At 70.5% G+C, this 25,149-nt stretch carries 19 protein-coding genes and 1 riboswitch; of the genes, 9 read left to right on the top strand and 10 right to left on the bottom strand.

Annotated features, from left to right (window positions below):
- Positions 1-278: 278 nt before the first annotated feature.
- The 3 genes from FPZ12_RS04335 to FPZ12_RS04325 are packed head-to-tail and all read right to left on the bottom strand — an operon-like array spanning position 279 to position 3,678.
- Positions 279-2,294, bottom strand: coding sequence for a phage holin family protein (locus tag FPZ12_RS04335; RefSeq protein WP_144760873.1), 2,016 nt, complete (start codon positions 2,292-2,294; stop codon positions 279-281).
- Complete coding sequence (locus tag FPZ12_RS04330) at positions 2,291-2,896, bottom strand: DedA family protein (protein ID WP_144760876.1); 606 nt, start codon at positions 2,894-2,896, stop codon at positions 2,291-2,293. The genes FPZ12_RS04335 and FPZ12_RS04330 overlap by 4 nt, the downstream gene beginning before the upstream one ends.
- Entirely contained in the window at positions 2,893-3,678 is a 786-nt protein-coding gene (locus FPZ12_RS04325; protein ID WP_144760879.1) for an MBL fold metallo-hydrolase, read from the bottom strand. The genes FPZ12_RS04330 and FPZ12_RS04325 overlap by 4 nt, the downstream gene beginning before the upstream one ends.
- 132 nt (positions 3,679-3,810) lie before the next feature.
- Here FPZ12_RS04325 and FPZ12_RS46280 point away from each other — a divergent pair, with 132 nt between their 5' ends.
- From FPZ12_RS46280 to FPZ12_RS04300, 5 genes are all read left to right on the top strand, one after another.
- The gene (locus FPZ12_RS46280; RefSeq protein ID WP_144760882.1) at positions 3,811-4,074 is read left to right on the top strand and encodes a hypothetical protein; all 264 of its coding nucleotides are present in this window, start codon (positions 3,811-3,813) and stop codon (positions 4,072-4,074) included.
- Positions 4,075-4,559: 485 nt separating this feature from the next.
- A complete protein-coding gene (gene gltB, locus FPZ12_RS04315) occupies positions 4,560-9,089 on the top strand; it encodes a glutamate synthase large subunit (RefSeq protein WP_144760885.1) in 4,530 nt (1,509 codons plus the stop codon).
- A complete protein-coding gene (locus FPZ12_RS04310) occupies positions 9,082-10,536 on the top strand; it encodes a glutamate synthase subunit beta (RefSeq protein ID WP_144760888.1) in 1,455 nt (484 codons plus the stop codon). Before gltB ends, FPZ12_RS04310 begins: the two co-directional genes overlap by 8 nt.
- A 630-nt stretch (positions 10,537-11,166) precedes the next feature.
- The gene (locus FPZ12_RS04305) at positions 11,167-12,477 is read left to right on the top strand and encodes a Dyp-type peroxidase (RefSeq protein WP_144759264.1); all 1,311 of its coding nucleotides are present in this window, start codon (positions 11,167-11,169) and stop codon (positions 12,475-12,477) included.
- Between the two features lie 89 nt (positions 12,478-12,566).
- Positions 12,567-13,352, top strand: coding sequence for a DeoR/GlpR family DNA-binding transcription regulator (locus tag FPZ12_RS04300; protein ID WP_144759267.1), 786 nt, complete (start codon positions 12,567-12,569; stop codon positions 13,350-13,352).
- Here the strand turns inward: FPZ12_RS04300 and FPZ12_RS04295 are convergent.
- Both FPZ12_RS04295 and FPZ12_RS04290 read right to left on the bottom strand, forming a co-directional pair.
- Positions 13,342-14,778, bottom strand: a complete 1,437-nt coding sequence (locus tag FPZ12_RS04295) for a cobyric acid synthase (RefSeq protein WP_144759270.1) — start codon at positions 14,776-14,778, stop codon at positions 13,342-13,344. The two genes, FPZ12_RS04300 and FPZ12_RS04295, sit on opposite strands and share 11 nt — an antisense overlap.
- A complete protein-coding gene (locus FPZ12_RS04290) occupies positions 14,775-15,698 on the bottom strand; it encodes a cobalamin biosynthesis protein (RefSeq protein WP_144759273.1) in 924 nt (307 codons plus the stop codon). Before FPZ12_RS04290 ends, FPZ12_RS04295 begins: the two co-directional genes overlap by 4 nt.
- A 36-nt stretch (positions 15,699-15,734) precedes the next feature.
- Between FPZ12_RS04290 and cobU the strand changes: the two genes are divergently transcribed.
- Genes cobU through FPZ12_RS04275 form a run of 3 tightly spaced genes read left to right on the top strand, consistent with a single transcriptional unit; the run spans position 15,735 to position 18,089 of the window.
- A complete protein-coding gene (gene cobU / locus FPZ12_RS04285) occupies positions 15,735-16,355 on the top strand; it encodes a bifunctional adenosylcobinamide kinase/adenosylcobinamide-phosphate guanylyltransferase (protein ID WP_144759276.1) in 621 nt (206 codons plus the stop codon).
- Positions 16,352-17,365 (top strand): nicotinate-nucleotide--dimethylbenzimidazole phosphoribosyltransferase, encoded by a 1,014-nt coding sequence (gene cobT / locus FPZ12_RS04280; protein ID WP_144759279.1) that lies wholly within the window; start codon positions 16,352-16,354, stop codon positions 17,363-17,365. Before cobU ends, cobT begins: the two co-directional genes overlap by 4 nt.
- 10 nt (positions 17,366-17,375) lie before the next feature.
- Positions 17,376-18,089, top strand: coding sequence for an adenosylcobinamide-GDP ribazoletransferase (locus FPZ12_RS04275; RefSeq protein ID WP_144759282.1), 714 nt, complete (start codon positions 17,376-17,378; stop codon positions 18,087-18,089).
- Between the two features lie 48 nt (positions 18,090-18,137).
- Here the strand turns inward: FPZ12_RS04275 and FPZ12_RS04270 are convergent, their stop codons facing one another.
- The 5 genes from FPZ12_RS04270 to FPZ12_RS04250 are packed head-to-tail and all read right to left on the bottom strand — an operon-like array spanning position 18,138 to position 23,765.
- Complete coding sequence (locus tag FPZ12_RS04270) at positions 18,138-18,857, bottom strand: FadR/GntR family transcriptional regulator (RefSeq protein ID WP_144759285.1); 720 nt, start codon at positions 18,855-18,857, stop codon at positions 18,138-18,140.
- Positions 18,847-19,875, bottom strand: coding sequence for an Rv2231c family histidinol phosphate aminotransferase CobC (cobC, locus tag FPZ12_RS04265; protein WP_144759289.1), 1,029 nt, complete (start codon positions 19,873-19,875; stop codon positions 18,847-18,849). The genes FPZ12_RS04270 and cobC overlap by 11 nt, the downstream gene beginning before the upstream one ends.
- Complete coding sequence (locus FPZ12_RS04260) at positions 19,868-21,196, bottom strand: cobyrinic acid a,c-diamide synthase CobB (RefSeq protein WP_144759292.1); 1,329 nt, start codon at positions 21,194-21,196, stop codon at positions 19,868-19,870. Before FPZ12_RS04260 ends, cobC begins: the two co-directional genes overlap by 8 nt.
- A complete protein-coding gene (cobO, locus tag FPZ12_RS04255; RefSeq protein WP_144759295.1) occupies positions 21,190-21,804 on the bottom strand; it encodes a cob(I)yrinic acid a,c-diamide adenosyltransferase in 615 nt (204 codons plus the stop codon). The genes FPZ12_RS04260 and cobO overlap by 7 nt, the downstream gene beginning before the upstream one ends.
- Positions 21,804-23,765: a putative cobaltochelatase gene (locus FPZ12_RS04250; RefSeq protein WP_144759298.1), complete on the bottom strand. Its 1,962-nt coding sequence runs from the start codon at positions 23,763-23,765 to the stop codon at positions 21,804-21,806. The genes cobO and FPZ12_RS04250 overlap by 1 nt, the downstream gene beginning before the upstream one ends.
- A 58-nt stretch (positions 23,766-23,823) precedes the next feature.
- Positions 23,824-23,950, bottom strand: a riboswitch (cobalamin riboswitch).
- A 5-nt stretch (positions 23,951-23,955) separates the two neighbouring features.
- On the opposite strand from FPZ12_RS04250, the gene cbiE reads away from it, so the two are divergent.
- A complete protein-coding gene (gene cbiE, locus FPZ12_RS04245; RefSeq protein WP_243769666.1) occupies positions 23,956-25,122 on the top strand; it encodes a precorrin-6y C5,15-methyltransferase (decarboxylating) subunit CbiE in 1,167 nt (388 codons plus the stop codon).
- Positions 25,123-25,149: the final 27 nt, after the last annotated feature.

The following is a 25,149-nucleotide window of genomic DNA, read 5'->3' as shown; positions in this document are numbered from 1 at the left end:
AAATACTCCGAGATCGGGGCGGCGGAGGGGTCCCCTAGCGCGCCCTGCGCGCGTCCGTTGCTGTCCCAAGCCGAGCCAAAGCAAAGCCGAGGGGAAAAGACAAAGAAGCCCCTCGCCGGGGAGGCTGGCTCCGGGATAACAAGGGGTTTCGCAGATCCACTCACCGCAAGTGGGTGGTTGCGTCGGTGGTCATCCCGTCGCCTGCGGTAGCGGTATGAGGGCCAGGGCAGGCGACGGGATGACCACCAACTCGGTCGGGTTCAAAGACCCCCGCTTCGCTACGCGGGTTCCTCGTGGCCCAGCTTTGTCAGCCACAAACGGAAAAGCTTGTGCAGCGACTCCGCGCCGACCAGCTCGCCCGGTGACTCGAACTCGCGCGGGTAGATCAGGAAACCCCGTTCCTGCGGGCCACCGAAACCGCCATGCGAACCGACATGTGGTTCGAAGGGGGAAGCCTCGTCGGTCTCCGGGTCGTAGCGGCTGTTGATCATGATGTCCGCGCAGTGCGGGAACGTGTCGACGCGCTTGATGAGGTCCGCCGCGTGCGGGTTCAGGTGCGCGATCGGATCGTCCCCGACCACGAAACCCGTTGCCAGCCGGTGCAAACCATCGCGCCCCAGCACGACCGGCCCGAACTCCTTGCTGCGCACCAGCATGAAGCCCACGCCGGCGTGATCCACCAGCGCGGGCAACAACTCTGGGTACTCGCGCTCGATCGTTTCCAGTTCCACCCGGCCTTCGTGGTCGGTGAAGGAGACCATCGCGACATGCCCCGAGACCGTCACGACCACCCCGGGCGCCACGCGTTTGACCTCGCTCGGCCCGGTGCGGTCCAGGGACGGCTTGTGCTCGATGCGTCCGGCGCGCCGTGACCGGTCACGTAGACGTTGCGCGATCAGCCCGCCCGAGGGCGGGCTTTCGGCCTCCGATCCGCACAGCCGCCCGACGCACTCCTCGATCGACTCACCGAACCTGTCGGCGAACGCCCAGCCCTGCGTCTGCCCGTGATCCGACAAGACGACGAGGTGGTACCGCCGCGGCGCGAGCCTGCTGGCCCTGTGCAGCCGCCCGATCTGCTGGTCGATCGCGCGCAGCACGGCCAGTGAATCGAACCGCTCGATGCCCGAGTGGTGGGCCACCTCGTCGTAGCCGAGGAAGTCCGCGTACACCACGGAACGGCCGGAAAGCATGTCCTCCAGCACTGCCGACACCGTGACGTCGCGGGCGATGACCGTGGTTCCCGGGCGCGCCAAGGGGTAGATCCCGCCGCGCTTGACTCGCGGGTGCACCCGGGCCCGCCGTTGCCTTGCGGCTGCGGAGAGTTCGCGGCCCACGTCCACCAGCGCCGACAACAGGGTGTGCACAGCGTTCACCGGATTGGCGAAGTACGCGTAGTATCCGGCGCCGATCCGGTCCATCCGGCGGCGGCGCAAACCCTTGGGCAGCAACACCGAAACCGCGCTCATCGTGAGGCTGTAGTGCGGGGCGTCGCCGGTGAACAGGTTCCCGTGACTCGCCCCGTCCACCGCCAGCAGCCCGCGCCCGTCGGAATGCCGCCGCTCGATCTCGGCCGCGTCCTTCGGGTGCGCGCACGCCATCACATGGTCGCGATCCTTTTCGTACCAACGGAAACCGAGGATGTCGTAGTTCGACCCGTGCAGGATGCCGGACACGCTCGCGCCGGTCTGCGAGCTCCAGTCGGTCTGCCACTGGGTCAGGTTGTGGGTGTCCCGCGCCAGCCACCGGGCCAGCGTCGGCATGTCCCCGTCCCGCACCGCGCGGCGCACGACGTCGTAGCCGAGGCCGTCCACCTGCAGGAAGATGACGCCGGGAGGCACGTCACCGGCCAGCTCGGGCCGACGCCGTTTACTGCTGCGCGCGGCACGCCGGAAGAAGATCTCGTCCTCGTCGATCGCGAGCACGCTGCTGACCACGACGTTGACCGCCGAGATCCCGACCACGACCAGCACCGCCGTGCGCAGCCCGTCGACTTCGACGCCGGGCACCGCGGCCAGCGCGGCGAACGCGCCCGCGCCCAGCACGAGGAAACTGCCGATGCCGAGGGTGAACAGCGCCAGCGGCAACGCGATCCGCAGCACCAGCGGCCACACCACACTGGTCAGCACACCCAGCAGCAGCGCGCACACGATCGGCTGCCACCACTGCGGCATCGAGAAGCCGTCGAGCCACAGGTCCAGCCCGTGCAGGGAAAGCGCGACGGTGAGCCACACCAGGACCACCCGTGCGGCCGTCCGCCCACGCCGCAGGAGACGGCCCCGCTCCGCTTCCGTCATGACCCCACCTTCGTTTCCCCCTGACGCTCCTTCGCCTTGTCACGACGCCGTTTCGCCACCAGGTTCACCACACCCGTCACGGCCAGCACCAGCACGGCGGCCAGCAGCGTCGCGATCAGCGGCGAGTCGAAGATGCCACCACTGACCACCCCCAGCAACGCGTACGCGACCGCCCACAGCACGCAGGCCGCCAGCGTGGCGGGCACCAGTCTGCGCCAGGGATACGACACCGCGCCGGCGGCGAGCAGTACCGGGATCCGCCCAGCCGGGATGAGCCTGCCGACGACGATGAGCTGCCAGCCCTTGCGGCGAAAGCGCTCTCTCGCGCCGGCCAGCCTGTCCTCCCGCTGCCCTCGCGCGAGCCAGCGCACGGCCGCGTCGCCGCCGAGCCGCGCGATCGCGAACGTGATCAGGTCGCCACCGGCCGCGCCGAGCGTGGCGAGCAGCAGGACCAGCGGCAGAGTCAGGTGCGGGGTGGTCATCGCCACCGCGGCCGCCGCGCCGACGACCGCGCCCGTGGGCACGATCGGCACGATCGATCCGATGAGGACACCGAGGAACAGGGTGGGGTAGCCGATCGACGCCGGGTCGGTCCAGTTCACTCGCCCACCTCGGTGCCCTCGCGCAGCGCCACTCGATCACCCGGCTCCGTCACGAGCACCTCCGTCTCCCCGGCCGCGGCCGCGGCGAACCGGCGCGGCGGGGTCACCAGCAGCTCCCGCATCCGGCGGGTGCGCGCGATCCCCGGCACCGCAAGGGTTCCCCAGTGCACCGGCACCGTCACCTTCGGTCGCAGCAGCCGGACGGCTTCGGCCGCGCGCTCGGGATCGAGGTGCCCCGGCCCGAGGTTCGGCCCCCAGCCCCAAACCGGCAGCAGCGCGACGTCGAGCGGGCCGAACCCGGCCATGTCGTCGAAGAGGTCGGTGTCCCCCGAGTTGTAGACGCGGACCCCGCCGGCCTCCACGAGGTGCCCGATCGCGGGCGCCTGCGGGCCGTGCGTGAACCGCGGGCCCCACCGGTGCCCGGAGTGCTTCGCGGGCACCGCGGTGACCTTCAGCCCGGCCTCGGTCACCGTTTCACCGAGACCGATCTCACGGACGGCGGAGAAACCTCGGCGCCGCAACCAATCCCCGGCCCCGCGCGGGACGACGACCGGCACGTCCCGGCCGAGCTTGCGCAACGAAGGCAGGTGCAGGTGGTCGCCGTGGAGATGGGAGATCAGCACGAGATCCACGCCCGCCCAGGTCTCGCGCGGCAGCGGCGCGGCGACCCGGGTGAGCCCACCGACGCTGTGAGTGAGCACGGGGTCGGTGAGCACGACTCGCCCCGCCAGCTCCATCCGGACCGTCGAGTGCCCGAGAAAGCGCATCAGCAGTCCGTTCACAGCGTCATTATCCAGGCAAGATCGCGCGCTAGCAGGCGCGCAACACGCTAGGTGAGAGACATTCCGCACAAAATCCGGGACCTGGGGTGAACCGGGAGTTTTAATCGAGGGCGAGAACCACGAGGAGTCGACATGCCCCCGGACCCGAGCGAACTGAACCACCGCGAACTGGCCCTGCTGCGTGCCGTGGCCTCCGGCCGCGCCGAAATCACCTGCAGCAGTGAGCCGGATCTCTTCTTCGACGGACTCGCCTGCTGCGACCAGGCGTGCGCGCGAACTCTGGCCACTCGCGGATTCATCGCTCCGGCGCGCTCCGGAGAACCCTGGGAACGCGTTCCGGCGGCACTAACTCCTGCCGGAGAAGCATTGTTACTCCCCCGTACGGCGGCAGCTTGAGTAACACTCCGGTTACCGGGTACTGCCAGGAAGATGACCCGGTGAATCGATCACGCCGACCTCGCTGACCCCCGTTTGACCTGGTCAGCCCCGCGACTCCGGGGCAGGTACGGACAGTGGTGCGGAGTCAACGCGGACGTGGCATTTCCCACGCGGTGCGATCGACGTATATCGATAACGGCTCATTCACACTACTGTCATAAGACCGGCGAACCCGGGAGTAACAACCACGCCGTAACGGTGCTCTCACCACTTCGAGCGCCAAGCCGGCGAAAACCGAGCAAAACGCCCAACGACGTGCACCAAGAACGACGGCCACACAGTGACGTGCGGCCGGGCGATGGCTCCTGCCCGAGTGCAGCGCACCTCGCCGAATTCCTCTCGACTGACCATCGCGGTCCGGGACAACCGTGTTAGCCAGGCCGGAAAAGGCCTGCACGATCGGGTGAACCCTGGCCGCCGAACGCCCGAGGAGGCGGCCAGCCGTGACCCGCCACAGCACGAGCAAGCCGGCAGGCTTGTATGACGACCAATACGAACACGACGCCTGCGGCGTCGCCTTCGTCGCCGATCTCGCCGGGCGGCGAGATCACGAGATCGTGCGGAAGGCCCTGGTCGCGCTGCGAAATCTCGAACATCGGGGCGCCCGTGGAGCGGAGCCCGACACGGGCGACGGCGCGGGCATCCTGATCCAGGTCCCCGACGCGTTCTACCGCGAGGTCGTCGATTTCGACCTTCCCGAGGCCGGCGCGTACGCCGTGGGCACGGCTTTCCTGCCCACCGACGAAACTTCGCGCGGCCGGGCGATGAGCGCGATCGAAAGCATCGCGGCCGAAGAGGGCATGAAGGTGCTCGGCTGGCGTGAACTGCCGATCGACGACGAGCACGTCGGCCCGACGGCGAAGTCCGTCATGCCGCATTTCACCCAGCTCTTCCTCGCCTCGCGCGAGGAAGGTGTCACCGATCTGGCGCTGGAGCGCGCGGCCTTCTGCGTGCGCAAACGCGCCGAGCACGCGCTGGAGCCGGAAGGCGTGTACTTCCCGAGCCTTTCCTCGCGCACGATCGTCTACAAAGGAATGCTCACCGAGCCTCAGGTGGAGCGGTTCTTCCCCGATCTCACCGACGCGCGCGTCACCAGCGCCATCGGGCTCGTGCACTCCCGCTTCTCCACCAACACCTTCCCGTCGTGGCCGCTGGCGCACCCGTACCGGTACGTCGCGCACAACGGCGAGATCAACACGCTGCGCGGCAACCGGAACTGGATGGACGCGCGCGAGTCGATGCTCGCCACCGACCTGATCCCCGGTGACCTCAAGCGGATCTACCCCGTGATCACGCGCGGGGCGAGCGACTCGGCGTCCTTCGACGAGGTGCTGGAGCTGCTGCACCTCGGCGGGCGCAAGCTGCCGCACGCGGTGCTGATGATGATCCCGGAGGCGTGGGAGAACCACGAGGAAATGGACCCGGCCCGCCGGGCCTTCTACGAGTTCCACTCCGCGCTGATGGAGCCTTGGGACGGGCCGGCGCTCGTCTCGTTCACCGACGGCACCCAGATCGGCGCGGTCCTCGACCGCAACGGCCTGCGTCCCGCGCGGTACTGGGTGACCGAGGACGGGCTCGTCGTGCTGGCCAGTGAGGTCGGCGTGCTGGAGCTGGACCAGTCGAGCATCGTACGCAAGGGCAGGCTCGAGCCGGGCCGGATGTTCCTCGTGGACACCGCCGAAGGGCGGATCATCGACGACGAGGAGATCAAGGGCCAGCTCGCCGCGCAGCACCCGTACGACGAGTGGACCGCGAACGGCATCCTCAACCTCGAGGAGCTGCCGGAGCGTGACCGCGAGGTCCCGACGCACGCTTCGCTCGTGCGGCGGCAGCAGTCCTTCGGCTACACCCAAGAAGAGCTGGAGACGCTGCTCGAACCGATGGCCCGCACCGGTGCGGAGCCGATCGGCTCGATGGGCAACGACTCGCCGCTGGCGAGCCTGTCCAGCAAGCCGCGGCAGATCTTCGACTACTTCACCCAGCTGTTCGCGCAGGTGACCAACCCGCCGCTGGACGCCATCCGCGAGGAGCTGGTCACCTCGCTGGGCACCCAGCTGGGCGCGGAGTCCAACCTGCTCGACGCCGGGCCGGAGCACTGCCGCAAGGTCGTGCTGCCGTTCCCGGTGCTGGACAACGACGAGCTCGCGAAGCTCGTGCACATCAACGACGACGGCGATCTGCCGGAGTTCCAGGCCGTGACCGTGCTCGGCCGGTACGACGTGCACGGTGGGGGCAAGGCGCTCGTGCAGCGCCTCGACGAGATCTGCGCCGAGGTGTCCGAGGCCATCGAGGACGGCGCGCGGCTGATCGTGCTGTCCGACCGCGGCGTGGACGCGAACCACGCGGCGATCCCGTCGCTGCTGCTCACCGGCGCGGTGCACCACCACCTGGTGCGGCAGAAGACGCGCACTCAGGTCGGCCTCATCGTCGAGGCCGGTGACGCGCGCGAGGTGCACCACATCGCGCTGCTGATCGGGTACGGCGTCGCCGCGGTGAACCCGTACCTGGCGATGGCGACCGTCGAGGAAATGGCCCAGCAGGGCCGGATCCCGGGCATCACGCCGAAGCTCGCCACCCGGAACCTGATCAAGGCGCTGGGCAAGGGCGTGCGCAAGACGATGTCGAAGATGGGAGTGTCCACAGTGGCCTCCTACACCGGCGCGCAGATCTTCGAGGCGATCGGGCTCGGCGCGGAGGTCATCGACACCTGCTTCGCGGGCACCACTTCGCGTCTCGGCGGCGTCGGCTTCGACACGCTGGCCGAAGAAGTCGGGCAGCGGCACAAGTACGCGTTCCCGCGCGACGACATGCATGCCAGCCACCGCGAGCTGGAGACCGGCGCGGACTACCAGTGGCGGCGCGAGGGCGAGCCGCACCTGTTCAACCCGCAGACGGTGTTCAAGCTGCAGCACTCCACGCGCTCCGGGAAGTACGAGATCTTCAAGGAGTACACGCGGGCGGTCGACGACCAGGCCGAGAAGCTGATGACCCTGCGCGGGCTCTTCGACTTCAAGGAGGGCGAGCGCGAGCCGGTGCCGATCGAGGAGGTCGAGCCGGTCTCCGAGATCGTCAAGCGGTTCGCCACCGGCGCCATCTCCTACGGCTCGATCTCGATGGAGATGCACCAGACGCTGGCGATCGCGATGAACCGCCTCGGCGGCAAGTCCAACACCGGTGAGGGCGGCGAAGACGCCGAGCGCCTGTACGACCCCGAGCGCCGCTCCGCGGTGAAGCAGGTCGCGAGTGGCCGGTTCGGCGTGACGAGCGAGTACCTGGTCAACGCCGACGACATCCAGATCAAGATGGCGCAGGGCGCGAAGCCCGGCGAGGGCGGGCAGCTGCCCGGCGGCAAGGTGTACCCGTGGATCGCGAAGACGCGGTACTCGACGCCGGGAGTCGGGCTCATTTCCCCGCCGCCGCACCACGACATCTATTCGATCGAGGACCTGGCGCAGCTGATCCACGACCTGAAGAACGCCAACCCGGCGGCCCGCATCCACGTGAAGCTGGTGTCCGAGGTCGGCGTCGGCACGGTCGCGGCCGGCGTGTCCAAGGCGCACGCCGACGTGGTGCTCATCTCCGGGCACGACGGCGGTACCGGCGCCTCGCCGCTTTCGTCGATCAAGCACGCGGGCGGCCCGTGGGAGCTCGGCCTCGCCGAGACGCAGCAGACGTTGCTGGCCAACAGGTTGCGGGACCGGATCGTGGTGCAGACCGACGGTCAGCTCAAGACCGGCCGCGACGTCGTGATCGCCGCGCTGCTCGGTGCCGAGGAGTTCGGCTTCGCCACCGCGCCCCTCGTGGTGTCGGGCTGCATCATGATGCGGGTCTGTCACCTCGACACCTGCCCGGTGGGCGTGGCGACCCAGAACCCGAAGCTGCGCGAGAAGTTCAGCGGCAAGGCCGAGTACGTGGTGAACTTCTTCGAGTTCATCGCCCAGGAAGTGCGGGAGTACCTGGCGCGGCTGGGTTTCCGGTCGATCGAGGAAGCCGTCGGGCACGCCGAGATGCTGGACAAGCGGCGCGCCGTCGAGCACTGGAAGGCCGCGGGTCTCGACCTGGAGCCGGTCTTCCACGTGCCCGACCTCGAGCCGCGCGCGGCCCGGCACCAGGTCGTGGCGCAGGACCACGGGCTGGACAAGGCGCTCGACAACACGCTCATCCAGCTGGCCGAGGGCGCGCTGTCCTCGGGTGACCGGGTGAAACTGGAACTGCCGGTGCGCAACGTCAACCGGACCGTGGGCACCATGCTCGGCTCGGAGCTGACGAAGAAGTGGGGCGGCGAGGGCCTTCCCGACGACACGATCGACGTGACCTTCACCGGCACCGCGGGCCAGTCCTTCGGCGCGTTCGTGCCGAAGGGGATCACGCTGCGGCTCGTCGGTGACGGCAACGACTACGTCGGCAAGGGCCTCTCCGGTGGGCGGATCATCGTCCGGCCGCCGAAGGAGGCGCAGTTCGCCGCGGAAGAGCACATCATCGCGGGCAACGTGATCGGCTACGGCGCGACCGCGGGCGAGATCTTCTTGCGCGGCAAGGTCGGCGAGCGGTTCTGCGTGCGCAACTCGGGTGCGCTGGCTGTCGTCGAGGGCGTCGGCGACCACGGCTGCGAGTACATGACCGGCGGGCGCGTGGTGGTGCTCGGCGGGATCGGGCGGAACTTCGCGGCGGGCATGTCGGGCGGGGTCGCCTACGTGCTCGACCTGACGCCGCTGCGCGTCAACCGCGAGATGGTCGACCTCGACCCGCTCGACGACGAGGACACCGAGTTCCTCCGCGACGCGGTGGAAAGGCATTACGTGGAAACGGAATCCGCCGTCGCGCACGCGCTGCTGGCAGACTGGGACGTCGCCGTGGAGCGGTTCGGCAAGGTCATGCCGAAGGACTACAAGCGGGTTCTGCAGGCACAGGCCGCGGCCGAACGCGACGGCCGCGACGTGAACGAGGCGATCATGGAGGCCGCTCATGGCTGACCCCAAGGGCTTTCTGACCACCAAACGGGAAACCCCGAAGAGCAGGCCGGTCGACATCCGGATCCGGGACTGGCGCGAGGTCTACGAGGACTTCGCCTCCACGAAACTGGAGAAGCAGGCCGGGCGCTGTATGGACTGCGGCATCCCGTTCTGTCACCAGGGCTGTCCGCTCGGGAACCTGATCCCGGAGTGGAACACGCTGGCGTGGAACCAGGACTGGCAGGAAGCGATCGAGCGGCTGCACGCGACGAACAACTTCCCGGAGTTCACCGGGACGCTGTGCCCCGCCCCGTGTGAAACCGCCTGTGTGCTCGGCATCAACGACGATCCGGTCACCATCAAGCGGGTCGAGATCTCGATCATCGACCGGGCCTGGGAGGAAGGCTGGGTCACCCCGCAGCCGCCGAAGACCAAGACGGGCAAGAAGGTCGCTGTCGTCGGCTCGGGCCCGTCCGGGCTGGCCGCCGCCCAGCAGCTGACCCGCGCCGGGCACGACGTGGTCGTGTTCGAGCGGGCCGATGCCCCTGGTGGGTTGCTGCGGTACGGGATCCCGGCGTTCAAAATGGAAAAATGGCGGCTCGACCGCCGGCTGGACCAGATGCGCGCCGAGGGCACGGAATTCCGCACCAGCGTGAACGTCGGCGTGGACGTCACCGTGGACGAGCTGCACTCGGCGTACGACGCGGTCGTCCTGGCCGGCGGCGCGACGGCGTGGCGTGACCTGCCGATCACCGGCCGGGAGACGACCGGCGTGTACCAGGCGATGGAGTTCCTGCCGCTGGCCAACCGGGTCGCCGCCGGCACCCTGGACGAGACGCCGATCAGCGCCGAAGGCAAGCACGTCGTGGTCATCGGCGGCGGTGACACGGGCGCGGACTGCGTCGGCACCTCACACCGCCAGGGCGCCGCTTCCGTGACGCAGCTGGAGATCATGCCGAAGCCGCCCGAGTCGCGTTCGGACGCGCACCCGTGGCCGACCTACCCGATGATCTACCGGGTCTCGTCGGCTCACGAGGAGGGTGGCGAACGGCTCTACTCGGTCAACACGCAGGAGTTCCTCGCGGACGACGAGGGCAACCTGCGTGCGCTGCGGCTGGTCGAGGTGCGCAACGAGGACGGCAAGTTCGTGCCGGTCGAAGGCACCGAGCAGGAACTGCCCGCACAGCTCGTGCTGCTGGCGATGGGCTTCGTCGGCCCGCAGCGTGAAGGGCTGCTGACGGAGCTGGGCGTGGACCTGGACCAGCGCGGGAACGTGGCGCGGGACAAGGACTTCCGGACCAGCGTGGACAACGTGTTCGTGGCCGGGGACATGGGCCGCGGCCAGTCGCTCATCGTGTGGGCCATCGCCGAAGGCCGTTCGGCGGCTGCCGCCGTGGACAGGTACCTGGTGCCGGATCGGGACCTGCTGCCCGCCCCCATCGCCCCCACGGACCGCCCGCTCACGTAGGGACGGCAAAGACTGGGCGCCCGCACGGCAATGGAGCCGTCGCGGGCGCCTTTCTTTGCGTAGCGGAGCGGGTTTCTTTGCGTAGCAGAGCGGGTTTCTTCGCGTAGCGGAGCGGGGGTCTTTGAACCCGACCGAGTTGGTGGTCATCCCGTCGCCTGCCCTGGCCCTCATACCGCTACCGCAGGCGACGGGATGACCACCGACGCAACCACCCACTTGCGGTGAGTGGATCTGCAAAACCCCCTGTTATCCCGGAGCCAGCCTCCCCGGCGAGGGGCTTCTTTGTCTTTTCCCCTCGGCCTTGCTTTGGCTCAGCTTGGGACAGCAACGGACGCGCGCAGGGCGCGCTAGGGGACCCCTCCGCCGCCCCGATCGGTGAGTGTTTGCGATCTTGGGGCTGGGGATCGGAGCGGCGGAGGGGTGTGGTCGTCGGGACGGCTCGCTTCGCGTTGCCGGGCGGCGGATGAGTGGGTGGGAAGGGCGATCAGGCGGGGGGCGGCTTTTTCCCTTGATCACTACGACGTTCGGGTGAAAAAGGGTGCTGGATGCATTTGCCCGAGCGAATCGGCTCCTTAAAAGGGAGGCGGTTTACCGGGGGCGGCCTCGTGAGTCCACCGAGGAGGGGCACCGATGCCCGTTGACCTGTCCACGCAGCTGAGCTGGCGCACGACGACCGGCGACGCCGCGGACATGCTCGACGAACTGCAGCCGAACATCCTGAAGGCCCACGTCCGCGACCACCTGCAGGTGCTGCTACTCGAATTCCGCGATGGTGCGGAGGCGCGTGCGTTCCTCAGCTCCGTGGCGCGCCTCATGAAATCCGCTCGTGCGCAGCTGGAAGAGGTCGCGGCCTTCAAGGCCACCAAGACTCCTGGCACCCCGTACATCGGCCTCGGCCTGACCGCCGGCGGGTACGCCACGCTCGGCATCGCGACCGCGCCCACCGACAGCGCTTTCCTTGGCGGCGCGAAGAAAGCCGCACCCAAGCTCGCGGACCCGCCGGTACAGGACTGGGACGAACCGTACCGCCAGGCGATCGACGCGATACTGCTGATCGGGGACGCGCGGCCCGGGCCGGTGTGGGCCTTGCGGGACCGGATCGATGCGCTGCGGCCGGAGTCCGTCCGGGTGCTCGGCGAGGAGACCGGGCACGGGATGACCAACGAGAACGGGGACGGCATCGAGCATTTCGGGTACGTCGACGGGCGTAGCCAGCCGCTGTTCCTGACCGAGGACCACGAGTGTGCCACCGGTGAATGGGATCCGGCCGCCCCGTTGAGCCAGGTGCTGGTTTCCGACACCGCGGCACCCGATCCCGGCGTGCATTTCGGCAGCTACTTCGTCTTCCGCAAGCTGGAACAGAACGTCCGCCTGTTCAAGGAAACAGAGAAAAGGCTCGACGATTCCGGGCAGCCCGGCGCGACGCTGATCGGCCGTTTCCCCGACGGGACCCCGCTCGTTTCCCCCGACGCCAACGATTTTACCTACGACAACGACAAGCTGGGCCGCAAATGCCCATTCCACGCCCACATCCGCAAAACCAACCCACGCGGATCAGGTGGAGCCGAGCCGCCCGAGCGAGAACGGCTGCACCTCATGGCACGGCGCGGGCAAACCTACGGCAGGAGGCTGGACGACCCCGGCACCGACCTGCCACCCATTTTGCGCCCCACCTCAGGCGTCGGGCTGTTGTTCATGGCATTCAACAGCAATCTCGGCAACCAGTTCGAGTTCACCCAGCGCCTGTGGGCCAATGACACCGGATTCCCGATCACCCCGGACGGATCACGCCCGGGCCGGGATCCGCTGATCGGCCAGTGCACTGCACCGGAATGGGGCCGCAACGGCGTAACGGCCGCCGATCCGGTATCGCGGATGGTCACGCTGAAGGGCGGCGAATACTTTTTCATGCCATCGCTCGCCTTCCTGCGTGCATTGTGAGCGAAAAGCCAACAGCCTGCCGGGTGATCCCCGGCGTACCACACGGCAACCGATTTCCTTCTCGCCGAGAAAGCGGGTAGTAGTTAGGCGTGGATCGACACGAACGCCTGAACACGTTGCTCGAAATGGTCGGGCAGCGCGACAGGATCGAAGTCGAGCAGACCGCGAAGGAGCTCCAGGTTTCGCCGGCCACGATCCGGCGCGATCTGGACCACCTCGCAGGCCGGCAACTGCTGACGCGCACCAGGGGCGGCGCCGTCGCCGGGAATGTCGCGTATGACCTTCCCCTGCGCCACAAGGCGGCCACACACTCCGCCGAAAAGCAACGGATCGGGGCGGCCGCGGCGAAACTCGTGCAGCGCGGGATGGTCATCGGGCTCAACGGGGGCACCACGGCCACCGAGGTGAGCCGCGCGATAGCCACGCGCCCCGAGTTCAACAACACCGACAACGCGCCGGCGCTCACGGTGGTCACGAACGCGCTGAACATCGCGCACGAACTCACGGTGCGCCAGTCCATCAAGATCGTCGCCACCGGCGGGGTCGCGCGCGCCCGGTCGTTCGAGTTGACGGGGCCGCTCGCCGAACTCATCCTGCACGAGGTCAGCCTCGACCTCGCGCTGATCGGGGTGGACGCGGTGGATCCGTTGCGCGGACTGTATTCCCACCACGAGGCGGAGGCGAGCGTGAACCGGTTGCTGGCCGCCCGCGCCCGGCAAGTGGTCGTGGTGGCGGACAGCTCGAAGCTCGGCGGCTACGCGTTCGCCCGCATCTGCGCCACGATGGACGCGCACGTGCTGGTCACCGACACGGACGCGAACCAGAGCCTCGTGCAGGCCTTCGAACTGGAGGGCGTGCAGGTCATCATGGCCTGATCAGCCGCAGCAACGCCGTGGTGTCGAGGTGCTCGTCGATCGCGTCGGCGAGCCTGTCCAGCATGGACTCCCGCAGGCTCGCGAAGCCCGGCGCGCCGGGGCTCGGCGCCCAGTCCGCTCCGCACTGCGCGGCCGCTTCGGCGAGCCAGGCGCGACGGAAGCCGTCGTTGTCGAGCGTGCCGTGCCACGTGGTGCCCCACACCGAACCCACGCGCCAGCCGTCGAGGAAAGGTTCCGCTTCGCCGTGCGCGCTGGCAACGCCGTGGTGGATCTCGTACGCGTCGACCTCGTGCCCGCGCCACTCCCCGACCGGACGGCCGAGCACCTTCTCCTCCGCGAAAGACACAGTGGTCGGCAGCAGCCCCAGCCCGTCCACGGCACCAGCGCCGGATTCCACGTCGTCCTCGATCTTCCCGGCCAGCATCTGGTAACCGCCACAGATCCCGAGCACCGGCCTGCCCGCCGCGGCCCGTTCGGCCAGCGCGCGGTCGAGGCCGCGCGAGCGCAGCCACCCCAGATCGTCCACAGTGGCGCGAGTGCCGGGCAGCACCACGATGTCGCTGGCGCGCACCACATCCGGCTCCGCGGTCAGCTGCACCGTCACGCCGGGTTCCGCGGCGAGGGCGTCCACGTCGGTCGCGTTGGAGGCGCGCGGAAACCGCACCACGGCAACGCCTAGCGAACCTCGCTGCGGCTCACGCGCCCAGCCCGCCGCGGCGAGCGCGTCCTCCGAGTCGATCCATACCCCGTCCAGCCACGGCAGCACACCCAGCACCGGCCGCTCGGTCAGCTCCGCGATCTTGTCCAGGCCCGGCCGCAACAACCCCACGTCGCCCCGGAACTTGTTCACGATCCAGCCCGCCAGCAGCGCCTGATCCTCCGGCTCCAGCAAGGCTTTCGTGCCGTACATGGCGGCCAGCACCCCGCCGCGATCGATGTCGCCGACCACCAGCACGGGCAGGTCGAACCGCCGCGCCAGCCCCATGTTCACGTAGTCGCCCGCGCGCAGGTTGATCTCCGCCGGGCTGCCCGCGCCCTCGCACACCACCACGTCGAACCGCGTGCGCAGCTCCGCGAAAGTGTCGAAAGCCAGTTGTGCCAAGGCTTTCCGGCCGGTCGCGTACTCGCCCGCTTCGAGCGTGCCGAACGGTTTGCCGAGCGCGACGATGTGCGAACGGTGGTCGCTGCCCGGTTTCAGCAGCACCGGGTTCATCGCCGCCTCCGGCTCGACCCCGGCGGCACGCGCCTGGAGCCATTGCGCGCGGCCGATCTCCGCGCCGTCCGCGCAGACCATCGAGTTGTTCGACATGTTCTGCGACTTGAACGGCGCGACGCTGATCCCCTGCCGCGCCAGCCAGCGACAAATCCCAGCGGTGACAAGGCTTTTCCCGGCGTCCGAGGTGGTCCCGGCGATCAGCACGCTCATCGCGCCACCGCCACGGCCAGCGCGGCGAGCCCGACCAGCCGCGACAATCGCACCGAGCGCCGAAGGTCCGCCGCCTCGGGCGTGACCCCGTCGCCGAGCGTGCCGCGATCCTCGGTCACGCCGCCGTAGGTGTTGATGCCGCCGAGCTGAATGTCCAGCGCCCCGGCGAAAGCGGCCTCGACCTGTCCGGCGTTCGGGCTCGGGTGCTGCCCCGCGTCCCGCCGCCACACCCGCCAGGCGCGGCGAGGGCTCCCGCCGAGCAGCGGCGCGCAGCAGGCGGCGGCGAGCGCGGCCAGCCGGGCGGGGACGAGGTTGGCGACGTCGTCGGCGCGCGCGGCGGCCCAGCCGAACCGTTCGTACCGGGACGAGCGGTGGCCGACCATGGCGTCCAAAGTGTTCAGTGCGCGGTAGCCGAGCAGGCCGGGCAACCCGGCCACGGCGCCCCACACCAGCGGGGCGACCACGGCGTCGGAAGTGTTCTCGGCAATGGACTCCGTCGCCGCGCGGGCGATCTCTTTCGTGTCCAGATTCGTGGCGTCCCGCCCGCACAGATGCCCGAGGCGGACGCGGGCCGCGGGCAGATCTTCGGCTTCGAGCAGCCCGGCCATCACGTCACCCTCGCGGGCGAGGCCGCGACCGCCGAGCACAGCCCACGTGGCGATGGCCGTGACCGCGAAGCGCGCGAAAGGCTTCCGGGCAAACGTTTGCGCCACCGCGCCAAGACCGGCCGCAGCTCCGACGCAGGTGACGGCGTACGCGGCGCCGCGCGGTCGCGAGTCGGCCCACATCCGGCGTTCCAGCGCGCCCGCCACCCGGCCGAACGCGGCCACCGGATGCCCGCGACGCGGGTCACCGACCGCCGAATCCAGTGCGTAGCCGGCCGCGAGACCCAGCGCGGTCAACGATCTTGCATACACCACGAACGTGACGGTAGCCGGTGCACGAGAATGCCGGGTATGACCAAGCTGACCCAGCGGCTCGCCACGTCGCTCGAGTTCGCCGCCCGGCAGCTCCGCCGGTACGGGCGCGACGAGGACAAGGTGCTCGTCCTCGGCGGGGTGCGCTCGGGCAAGTCCCGCCACGCCGAGCGGCTGATGAACAGCCACCCCGAGGTCGTGTACGTGGCCCCCGGCTATCCGGCCTCCGAAGACGATCCGGAATGGGCCGCGAGAGTGGCCCTGCACCAGGCCCGCCGCCCGGCGAACTGGCGCACGGTCGAGGCCGAGGACCTGGCAGCCACCGTGCGGAAGGCGTCGAGACCGCTGCTCATCGACTGCCTCGGCACCTGGGTGAGCCGGGTGCTGGGCGAGGTCGGCGCGTGGGACCAGGCCGAGGGCTGGGAGCTGCGCCTCGACGAGCGCATGGAGGATTTCCTCGACGCCTGGCGGGAAGCGCACGTCCCGATCGTCGCGGTCACCAACGAGGTCGGCATGGGTGTGGTGCCCGCGACGGTGTCCGGGCGCGTGTTTCGTGATGTGCTGGGGGCGCTCAACAACCGGGTCGCCGCGGAATCGGACAGCGTCCAGCTCGTGGTGGCCGGGCGTGTACTGCACCTCGGCGAAAGGGCGCTGCTGTGATCGACATTCCGCTGCCGGACTCCGATGCCCGTGAGGAAGCGCTGACCAGGCTGGACGCGCTGGTCAAACCGCTCGGCGCGCTGGGCAGGCTGGAGGAACTGGCCGCCTGGCTGAGCGCCGCGCACGGCATGGTGCCGCCGCGCCCGCTGGACGACGTGCGCGTGGTGGTCTTCGCCGGTGACCACGGGGTCTCCGGGGTTTCGGCGTACCCGCGCGAGATCACGGCCGCGATGGTGCGTGTGTTCCTCGCGGGCAAGAGCGGGGTCAACGTGCTGGCCCGGCAGGTCGGCGCCAAGGTGCGGGTGCTGGACATCGCGGTGGACGACGAGCTGGCCGACGTGCCCGAGGAGGTGCGGCAGTACAAGATCCGCCGCGGCTCGGGTTCGATCGACTTCACCGACGCGCTGGAGCCGGGCGAAGCCGAGCGTGCCTTCGACGCGGGCCGCCTGGTCGCGAACGCGGAGATCGCGGCGGGTGCGGACCTGCTGATCCCCGGGGACATGGGTATCGGCAACACCACGGTCGCCGCCGCGCTGGTCGCCGCGGTGCTCGGGGTGCCCGCCGAGGAGGTCGTCGGCACCGGCACGGGCGTGGACGAGGAAGGCCGGGCGCGCAAGGTCGCCGTGGTCGAGCGCGCGCTCGCGCGGCCGCGCGGATCGGATCCGTTCGCGGTGCTCACGGCGTTGGGAAGCGCTTGCGCCGCGGCGACGGCGGGTTTCCTGGTGCAGGGCGCGGCGCGCGGTGTGCCGGTGCTGTTGGACGGTGTTTTCTCCGGCGCGGCAGCACTGGTGGCGCGGGAGATCGCGCCGGACGCCGTGCACTGGTGGCTCGCCGGGCATCGCTCCACCGAGCCGTCCCAGGCGTACGCGCTCAAGGCGCTCGGGCTGGAGCCGATCCTCGACCTCGGGTTGAGGCTCGGCGAAGGCAGCGGCGCGGTCCAGGCGGTGACGACGTTGCGCGCGGCGCAGGCGATCATCTCCGACATGGGGCTGCTGGCCGATCTTGCTTGATTCGCTGCGGATGGCGGTCGGCACGCTGACCGCCCTTCCGGTCCCACCGCCGCGCCGCATCGACGGCCGGGTCGCGGGCGGCGCCATGTTGCTCGCCCCGGTCGCGGTGATCCCGTTGGCGGCGCTGGCCGGTCTGGTGATGTGGGGCGGGAACGCACTCGGCCTGCCGGGGCTCGCGTCGGCGGGGCTGGCTGTCGGCCTGGTCGCGCTCGGCAGTCGTGGCCTGCACCTGGACGGGCTCTCCGACACGGCCGACGGGCTCGGCGCGTCGTACGACCGCGAACGCGCGCTGGAGATCATGCGGCGCGGGGATTCCGGGCCCACCGGGGTGGCCACGCTGGTCCTGGTGCTGATCGTCCAATGTGGAGCGTTGTCGGCCGGCGGGGTGGCCGCCGCCATGGCGGGCGTGCTGGCCGGGCGGTGCGTGCTGTCGCTGTGTTGCGCGCGGGGCGTGCCCTCGGCGCGGCCGTCCGGGCTCGGGGCGACGGTGGCGGGTTCGGTGCCGATCCCGTTGGCAGTGCTGGTCTTCGTGGTGGCCGCGGGGCTGGCCGTGCTGATCCCAGGGCTGCCTTGGTGGCGCGGGCCGCTGGCGGTGGTGATCGGCTACCTCGCGGCGGGCGTCGTGCTGTGGCGCTGCACGCGGCGGCTGGGCGGAATCACCGGCGACGTGCTCGGCGCGTGCGTGGAGGTCGCCACCGCCGGGGTTTTCCTCGCGCTCGGCTGATCCTTGCGCCGGGCCGGATCGCGGGGCAACGGCTGCCTTGAGCGCCGTTCAAGCGCGGCCCACGGCCCGCCGCACCTCGTGTTCGGAGACGCTGAAGTGTTCCGACGCGACGATCGCCGCGGTGTCGGGGTCGCTGCCGGTGATCGCGTCCACCAGCGCCCGGTGTTGTGCCAGCGCCACTTCGTGTTGCGGCGCGGTGAAGGGCTCGTGGCTGATGCCGAGGCTGACCTGCGCCAGCAGGCGCCTGCTGAGATCCGCCAACAACGGGTTGTGCGCCGCGGCCGCGACGCAGCGGTGCAGATCCACGTCGGCCGAGCGGGCACCCGTGCCGGTATTCGCCTGCTCGTACCGTTTCACCGCACCGAGAAGCGCCGCGTCGTCCTCCAGGGTGTGGCGCTCGGCCGCCGTCCTGGCGACGAGCGACTCGACCAGCCGCCGCAGGTCGAAGAGCTGTTCCAGCTGCGACCAGTCCTTGCTCAGCCGCTCCCGCACCTCGTCGGCCGTCCGCTCGGCCCAGTCCCCGCGCACGAACGAGCCGCCGGTGCGCCCGCGCCGGATCTCCACGTACCCGGCCTTGCGCAGTTCCGCCAGCGCCGCCCGCACCGTCACCCGGCTGACTTCGAGCATCTCGGCGAGCTCGCGTTCGGCCGGGAGCCGCGCGCCCGCCGAGTAGTCGCCGACCGCGATCGCGGCGATCAGCCGATCCGCGACCGCCTTGGCCGCCGAGACCGGCTGTACGGGTGTCGACAACTCCCGCTCATCTGTCACTCGGCCATCGTAAGTTGCGCAGCGCCCGGAGGAAGCCTTCTGTCACTTCCGGCGACCGCACGGCAACGCGAAGGTGATCTGTGCTCAGCCCGGGGAAAGTGTCCCCGCGGCGAACGGCGTAACCGGCTTCCCGCAGGCGCAGGCGCAGGGTGTCGGCGCCGGGTGTCTCGACAAGGACGAACGGCGCCCGGGGTGCCCCGAGCACTTTGATGCCGAGTTCTTCCAGGCCCACGACCAGATTTTCGCGGTCCCGCTCGGCGTCGAGGGCAAGCCGCCCGGCTTCTTCGAGCGCGGCCGGACGACAGCAGGCGACGACAGCGCGGGCGGCCAGCGTGGAAACCGACCATGGCGGTTGAACGGCCGACAACCGCTCGATCACGGATGGTTCCGCGAGAACGTACCCCGCGCGCAGTCCGGCGATCCCCCACGTCTTGGTCAGGCTCCGGATCACGGCCACACCCGGAACCGCCTCCCCGGCAAGGGATTCCGGCTCGCCTGGCACGGCGTCAAGGAAGGCTTCATCGACCACGACCAACCGGCCGGGCCGGGCCAGCGCGCGCAACGCCGACGCGCGATGCAGTACGGACGTCGGGTTCGTGGGGTTGCCGACGAACACCAGCTCGGCGTCCTCGGGAACGAGCGTGGGATCGAGTTCGTAGTCACCGGAGAGCAGCACGCGGCGCACGTCGTGCCCCGCCGCCCGCAGCGCCGCCTCGGGTTCGGTGAACTGCGGATGCACGACCACGGCCTTGAGCGAACGGAAAGCCGTTGCCAGCAAAGTGAAAGCCTCCGCGGCCCCCGCCGTCACGAGCACGTCCCGGACAGCGCGGCCATGCCTCGCCGCCACCGCGGCCGTCGCCTCGCTCGCGTCCGGATACGCCGCGAGGTCCGTGAGCGCGTCCGCCAATTCCTTGTGGAGCCACGCCGGCGGCTCGGGCAGCCGGACGTTCACGGCCAGATCCACCAGCCCGCCGCCGACTTCGACATCGCCGTGGTGGTGCAGATCGTAGTCAGCCATGGGCGTGCACCGCAGCCGCGAACCGGCTCGCCAGCGCGGGATGCCCGGCCCAGTGGACATGCAGGTAGGACGCGTGCAGCGTCCGCGAAGCGAACCCCTCGGCCTCGCCGTCCCACTCCCAGGCTGGCGTTTTCCCTTGCCTGGGAAGGACTTCCGTGCGGTGGAACTCGTGCCCGGTGACCTGCTCACCGGGCGTCGCGAGCAGGTGCTCCGCCGGAGCCGTCGCACGCCGGTAGCCGAGCGCACCGCGTTTCCTCATCCGCGCCACGGCGTCGAGCGCGCCGATCATCGGCAGGCCGTCGATCTCCTTGCACAGATACAACAACCCCGCGCATTCCGCGACGACCGGAAGTCCATTGTGGATCGCGTCCGCCAGCTCCTCGCGCAGCGGGAGGTTCGCCGACAGCTCCTCGGCGTGCACCTCGGGGAAGCCGCCACCGAAGTACAGTCCGGCACAGTCATCGGGCAACGTCTTGTCCCGCAACGGATCCAGCTCGACGACGTCGAGGCCTTGCGCGGCAAGGAGTTCGTCGGTCTCGGTGTAGCGGAACGTGAACGCGGGCCCGGCCGCCGCGGCCACCACCCGCCTCCTGCCCGACCACGAACCCGCGGGCTGCCAAGGCTTTCCCGTCAACGCGGGCGCGCCTCGCGCCACCCGCACCACGGCTTCGAGATCCACGCCTTGCGCGATCCACTCCGCGAGCTTCGGCAACAGCCGCTGCGACTCCGCCGCCCGCTCGGCCGCGGGCACGAGCCCGAGATGCCGGCTCGGCGCGTGGATGTCCTCGCTGCGGCGCAACGCCCCGAGCACCGGGATCCCCGTCGGCGCGAGCGCGGCACGAATCTCGTCCTCGTGGCGCTGCGAGCCGAGTTTGTTGAGGATCACGCCCGCCAGCTCGATGCGCCTGTCGTACTGCGCGAACCCCAGCACCGTCGCGGCGACGCTGCGACTGGCCGCGCTCGCGTCCACCACCAGCACCACCGGCGCGCCGAGCAGCCGTGCGACGTGCGCCGTGGAGGCGTAGCCCTCGGTGCCGAGCGCGCCGTCGAACAGGCCCATCACGCCCTCGATCACGGCCAGCTCCGCGGCGCCGTGCAACAGCAGCGGCACGAGCAGTTCTTCGCTCTGCAGAAAGGGATCCAGGTTGCGCGGCGGCATCCCGGTGGCCAGCGCGTGATAGCTCGGGTCGATGAAATCCGGGCCGACCTTGTGCCCCGAAACCCTGATCCCGCGCGCCCGCATCGCCGCCATCAGCCCGGCGGCGATGGTGGTCTTGCCGTGTCCGGAGCCCGGGGCCGCGATGACGACCCTGGCTACCACTCGATCCCCCGCTGGCCCTTTTGCCCGGCGTCCATCGGATGCTTGATCTTCGTCATCTCGGTGACGAGATCCGCGGCCTCGATCAGCTCGGCGGGCGCGTCGCGGCCCGTGATCACGACGTGCTGGCGGCCCGGCCTGTTCGTGATCGCCTCGACCACGTCGGCGACCTCGATCCAGCCCCATTTCAGCGGGTACGTGAACTCGTCGAGCACGTAGAACCCGTGCGTCTCGGCGGCGAGCCGGCGTTTGATCTCCGCCCAGCCCTCACGCGCGTTCGCGGCGTGGTCCTCGTCCGTGCCCGCCTTGCGCGACCAGCTCCAGCCTTCGCCCATCTTGTGCCACTCCACCGGCCCACCTTCGCCGGTCTCGTCGTGGAGCCTGCCGAGCGCGCGGAACGCGGATTCCTCGCCCACCCGCCATTTCGCGGATTTGACGAACTGGAACACGCCCACCGACCAGCCCTGGTTCCAGGCGCGCAGCGCCATCCCGAAGGCGGCGGTGGACTTGCCCTTCATCACGCCGGTGTGCACGGCGAACACCGGCCGGTTGCGGCGCTGGCGCGTGGTGAGCCCGTCGTCGGGGACGACCTCGGGTTTGCCCTGTGGCATCAGGCGGCCCTCCGCAGCCGGGATTTCACTTCTCCCGCAAGGGAATCCGCCGCGACCTCGCCGAGCGGCACGTGCTCCGCGCCGAGGTGCTCCGCCAGCTCCGCGGCCAGCCCGAGGCGCATCCGCCCGGTCTCGCAGTCCATCACCAGCGACGTGACGCCCTCGAACAACCCGGCCGCCGCCTGCGCGCGGCGCACCGCGTCCGGCCCGCTCGTGGCGCGGCCATCGGTGACCACGACCAGCAACGGGCGGCGGCGCGGATCGCGGATCGACTCCACGCGCAACACCCGTGCCGCTTCGAGCAAACCTTCGGCCAGCGGGGTCCGCCCGCCGGTGGGCAGCGCTTCGAGCCGGGAGGCCGCGGCTTCGACGCTGATCGTCGGCGGCAGCGACAACTCGGCCGCGCCCGCGCGGAAAGTCACCAGCCCGACCTTGTCCCGGCGCTGATAGGCGTCCAGCAGCAGGGAAAGCACGGCGGCCTTGACCTCGCGCATCCGCGCCCGCGCGCCCATCGACCCGGACGCGTCCACGCAGAACAGGACGAGGTTGCCTTCGTTGCCCTCACGCAGCGCGTAGCGCAGATCTCCCTTGCGCAGCACCAATCCCGCCCCGCCGCGGCCGCGGCCGCGCTGGTGCGGAGCCGCCGCGCGGAGTGTCGCGACGAGGTGCGGTTTGCCTTCACGCACGCTCGACGGCTGGACGCCGACCGTCCGGCCGCTGTCGGTGATCGCCTTCGAGCGGCGGCCACGCTCGCCCTCGCCGACCCCGGCGACCTTGAACAGCCTTGCCCGGTAAGGCTTTCCGGCACCCGCGTGCTGGGTCCCGGAGTCCGACGGCTGCCCGCCCGCGTCCGGCTGCCGCTGGTGGCCCTGGTCGCCGTCCGGCTGCGGACCATCCTCGGACGACGGCGCGTCGGAACCCGAGCCGGGGCCGTCGTCGTCCGGGCCGGGGCCTTCCGGCTCCGCGTCCTGCAACGCCTGCTCGAGCTGTTCCTCGTCGATTCCCGGCGCGTCGAACGGGTTCCGCCTGCGACGGTGCGGCAGCGCGAGCCTCGCCGCCACGCGAATGTCCTCAGTGGACACTTCGGCGCGGCCGCTCCACGCGGCGTGCGCGACCGCCGTGCGGGCCGTGACGATGTCCGCGCGCATCCCGTCCACCTCGAAGGACGCGCACACCTCGGCGATCTGGCGCAAGGCTTCGTCGGTCAGCACGACCGAGGGCAGCAACTCCTGTGCCGCCTGGATTTCCTTCGCCAGCTCGGCGTCCTCCGCCGAGTAGCGGGCGGCGAACGAGTCCGGATCCGCCTCGTAGGCAAGGCGGCGGCGGACGACCTCCGCGCGCAGCTCCGGGTCTCGGCTCGACGCCACCTCGACGGTCAGCCCGAACCTGTCCAGCAGCTGCGGCCGGAGCTCGCCCTCCTCCGGGTTCATCGTGCCGATCAGCACGAACCTCGCCGCGTGCGAGACCGACACGCCCTCACGCTCGACCGTCGCGCGGCCCATCGCCGCCGCGTCCAGGAGCGTGTCCACGAGGTGGTCGTGCAGCAGGTTGACCTCGTCCACGTAGAGCAGGCCGCGGTGCGCCGCCGCGAGCAGACCGGGCTGGTAGTCCGTGACGCCTTCGGCCAGCGCGCGCTCCAGGTTCAGCGAACCGACCACGCGGTCTTCCGCCGCGCCGACCGGCAACTCGACCAGCCGAGCCGGGCGTTGCACGGCGGGGCCGTCGTGCGGGCCGTCGGGGCAGGCCGGGTCCGGCGCCGCGGGGTCGCAGGAGAACCGGCAGCCGCGCACGACCTCGACCTCGGGCAGCAGCCCGGCGAGCGCGCGCACCATCGTGGATTTCGCCGTGCCCTTCTCGCCGCGCACGAGCACGCCGCCGATCGCGGGTGAGATGGCCGACAGGACGAGCGCCAGCCGAAGATCCGGCATCCCGACGACAGCGGTGAACGGATACGGCCGCATCGCACTCCTCTGGCTCGTGGCGGGTCCGCGCCCACCTGATCTGGCCGCGTGCCTGGCGAAAAAGCACGCAACGACGCCGAAGCTCTGGCTCCCGGCCGTTGCCGGCCGGTCACAGTGGCGGGACCGCCCCGGTCTTGCACCGGGTTCCACGACGACCGTCGCCAGGCATCATCGCATACGGTTTCGCTTCGTGACGATCGTTGTGACGGGGATCGGGGCCGACGGCTGGGCCGGTCTGCCGGAGCACGCGCGGGCCGCCATCGGCGGCTGCGACGTGCTGTTCGGCAGCGCGCGGCAGCTGGACCTGGTGCCGCTCGACCTGCCGAAAGTGCCGTGGCCGAGCCCGCTGCTGCCCGCGCTCGACGGGCTGGTCGCCGAGTACGCCGGGCGGCGGATCGGCGTACTGGCCAGCGGCGACCCGATGCTGTCGGGCATCGGCACGACGCTCGTGCGGCGGTTCGAGGACGTCGAAATCGTGCCTGCCGTGTCGTCCGTCACCCTGGCCCGCGCGCGGCTCGGCTGGTCCGCGGAGGAGACCGAAGTCGTCAGCGTCGTGGGGCGGAACGTGCACCGGCTGGCGCGGGCGCTGAGCTCGGGCGCGCGGGTGCTGGCGCTCAGCTCGGACGCGTCGACCCCGGCGACGATCGCGGAACTGCTGACGGCGCAAGGGTTCGGCGAGAGCCGGATGACGGTGCTGGAGGAGCTCGGCGGCCCGGCGGAACGCCGTGTCGAGGCGCTCGCCGGCGCGTGGTCGGCCGAGGTGGGGCCGCTCAACGTCGTCGCGATCGAGTGCGTCGGGCGTGGGCTGTCGACCGTCGCGGGCCTGCCGGACGACGCCTTCGAGCACGACGGCCAGCTCACCAAACGCGACCTGCGCGCGCTCGCCCTCGCCCGCCTCGCGCCCGCGCCCGGGGAGCTGCTGTGGGACGTCGGCGCCGGTGCCGGGAGCGTGGCCGTCGAGTGGTCGCGGGTGCATCCGCGGAACCGGGCGATCGCGATCGAGCGCGTGCCGGAGCGGGCCGCACGGATCGCCCGGAACGCGGAAAACCTTGGTGTACCGGACATCCGCGTCGTCACCGGCGCGGCGCCGCAAGCGCTTGCGGACCTCCCCGCGCCCGACGCGGTGTTCCTCGGCGGCGGCCTTTCGGCGTGGCCCGCGTGCTGGGCCGCGCTCGCCCCCGGCGGCCGGCTCGTCGCGCACGCCGTGACGCTGGAGTCCGAACAAACCCTCGCCACGGCCTACGCCGAGCACGGCGGCGAACTCGTCCGGGTCGCCGTCGAACACGCCGCCCCACTCGGCGGATTCACCGGCTGGACACCCGCCCGGACCGTCACGCAATGGAGCCTGCAGAAATGACCACGCCCCCACCGCCCTCCTCCAGCC

Origin of the sequence: Amycolatopsis acidicola, from assembly GCF_007713735.2 — a bacterium.
GTDB classification, from domain to species: Bacteria; Actinomycetota; Actinomycetes; order Mycobacteriales; family Pseudonocardiaceae; genus Amycolatopsis_E; species Amycolatopsis_E acidicola.
This window is presented reverse-complemented; position numbering and strand designations above follow the sequence as displayed.

Coding starts and splice junctions, on each gene's coding strand:
- cobU (WP_144759276.1), top strand. CDS start 15,735: ATGACCAAGCTGACCCAGCGGCTCGCCACGTCGCTCGAGTTCGCCGCC.
- FPZ12_RS04305 (WP_144759264.1), top strand. CDS start 11,167: ATGCCCGTTGACCTGTCCACGCAGCTGAGCTGGCGCACGACGACCGGC.
- FPZ12_RS04335 (WP_144760873.1), bottom strand. CDS start 2,294: ATGACGGAAGCGGAGCGGGGCCGTCTCCTGCGGCGTGGGCGGACGGCC.
- FPZ12_RS46280 (WP_144760882.1), top strand. CDS start 3,811: ATGCCCCCGGACCCGAGCGAACTGAACCACCGCGAACTGGCCCTGCTG.
- cobO (WP_144759295.1), bottom strand. CDS start 21,804: ATGCCACAGGGCAAACCCGAGGTCGTCCCCGACGACGGGCTCACCACG.
- cobC (WP_144759289.1), bottom strand. CDS start 19,875: ATGGCTGACTACGATCTGCACCACCACGGCGATGTCGAAGTCGGCGGC.
- FPZ12_RS04275 (WP_144759282.1), top strand. CDS start 17,376: ATGGCGGTCGGCACGCTGACCGCCCTTCCGGTCCCACCGCCGCGCCGC.
- FPZ12_RS04310 (WP_144760888.1), top strand. CDS start 9,082: ATGGCTGACCCCAAGGGCTTTCTGACCACCAAACGGGAAACCCCGAAG.
- FPZ12_RS04250 (WP_144759298.1), bottom strand. CDS start 23,765: ATGCGGCCGTATCCGTTCACCGCTGTCGTCGGGATGCCGGATCTTCGG.
- FPZ12_RS04295 (WP_144759270.1), bottom strand. CDS start 14,778: ATGAGCGTGCTGATCGCCGGGACCACCTCGGACGCCGGGAAAAGCCTT.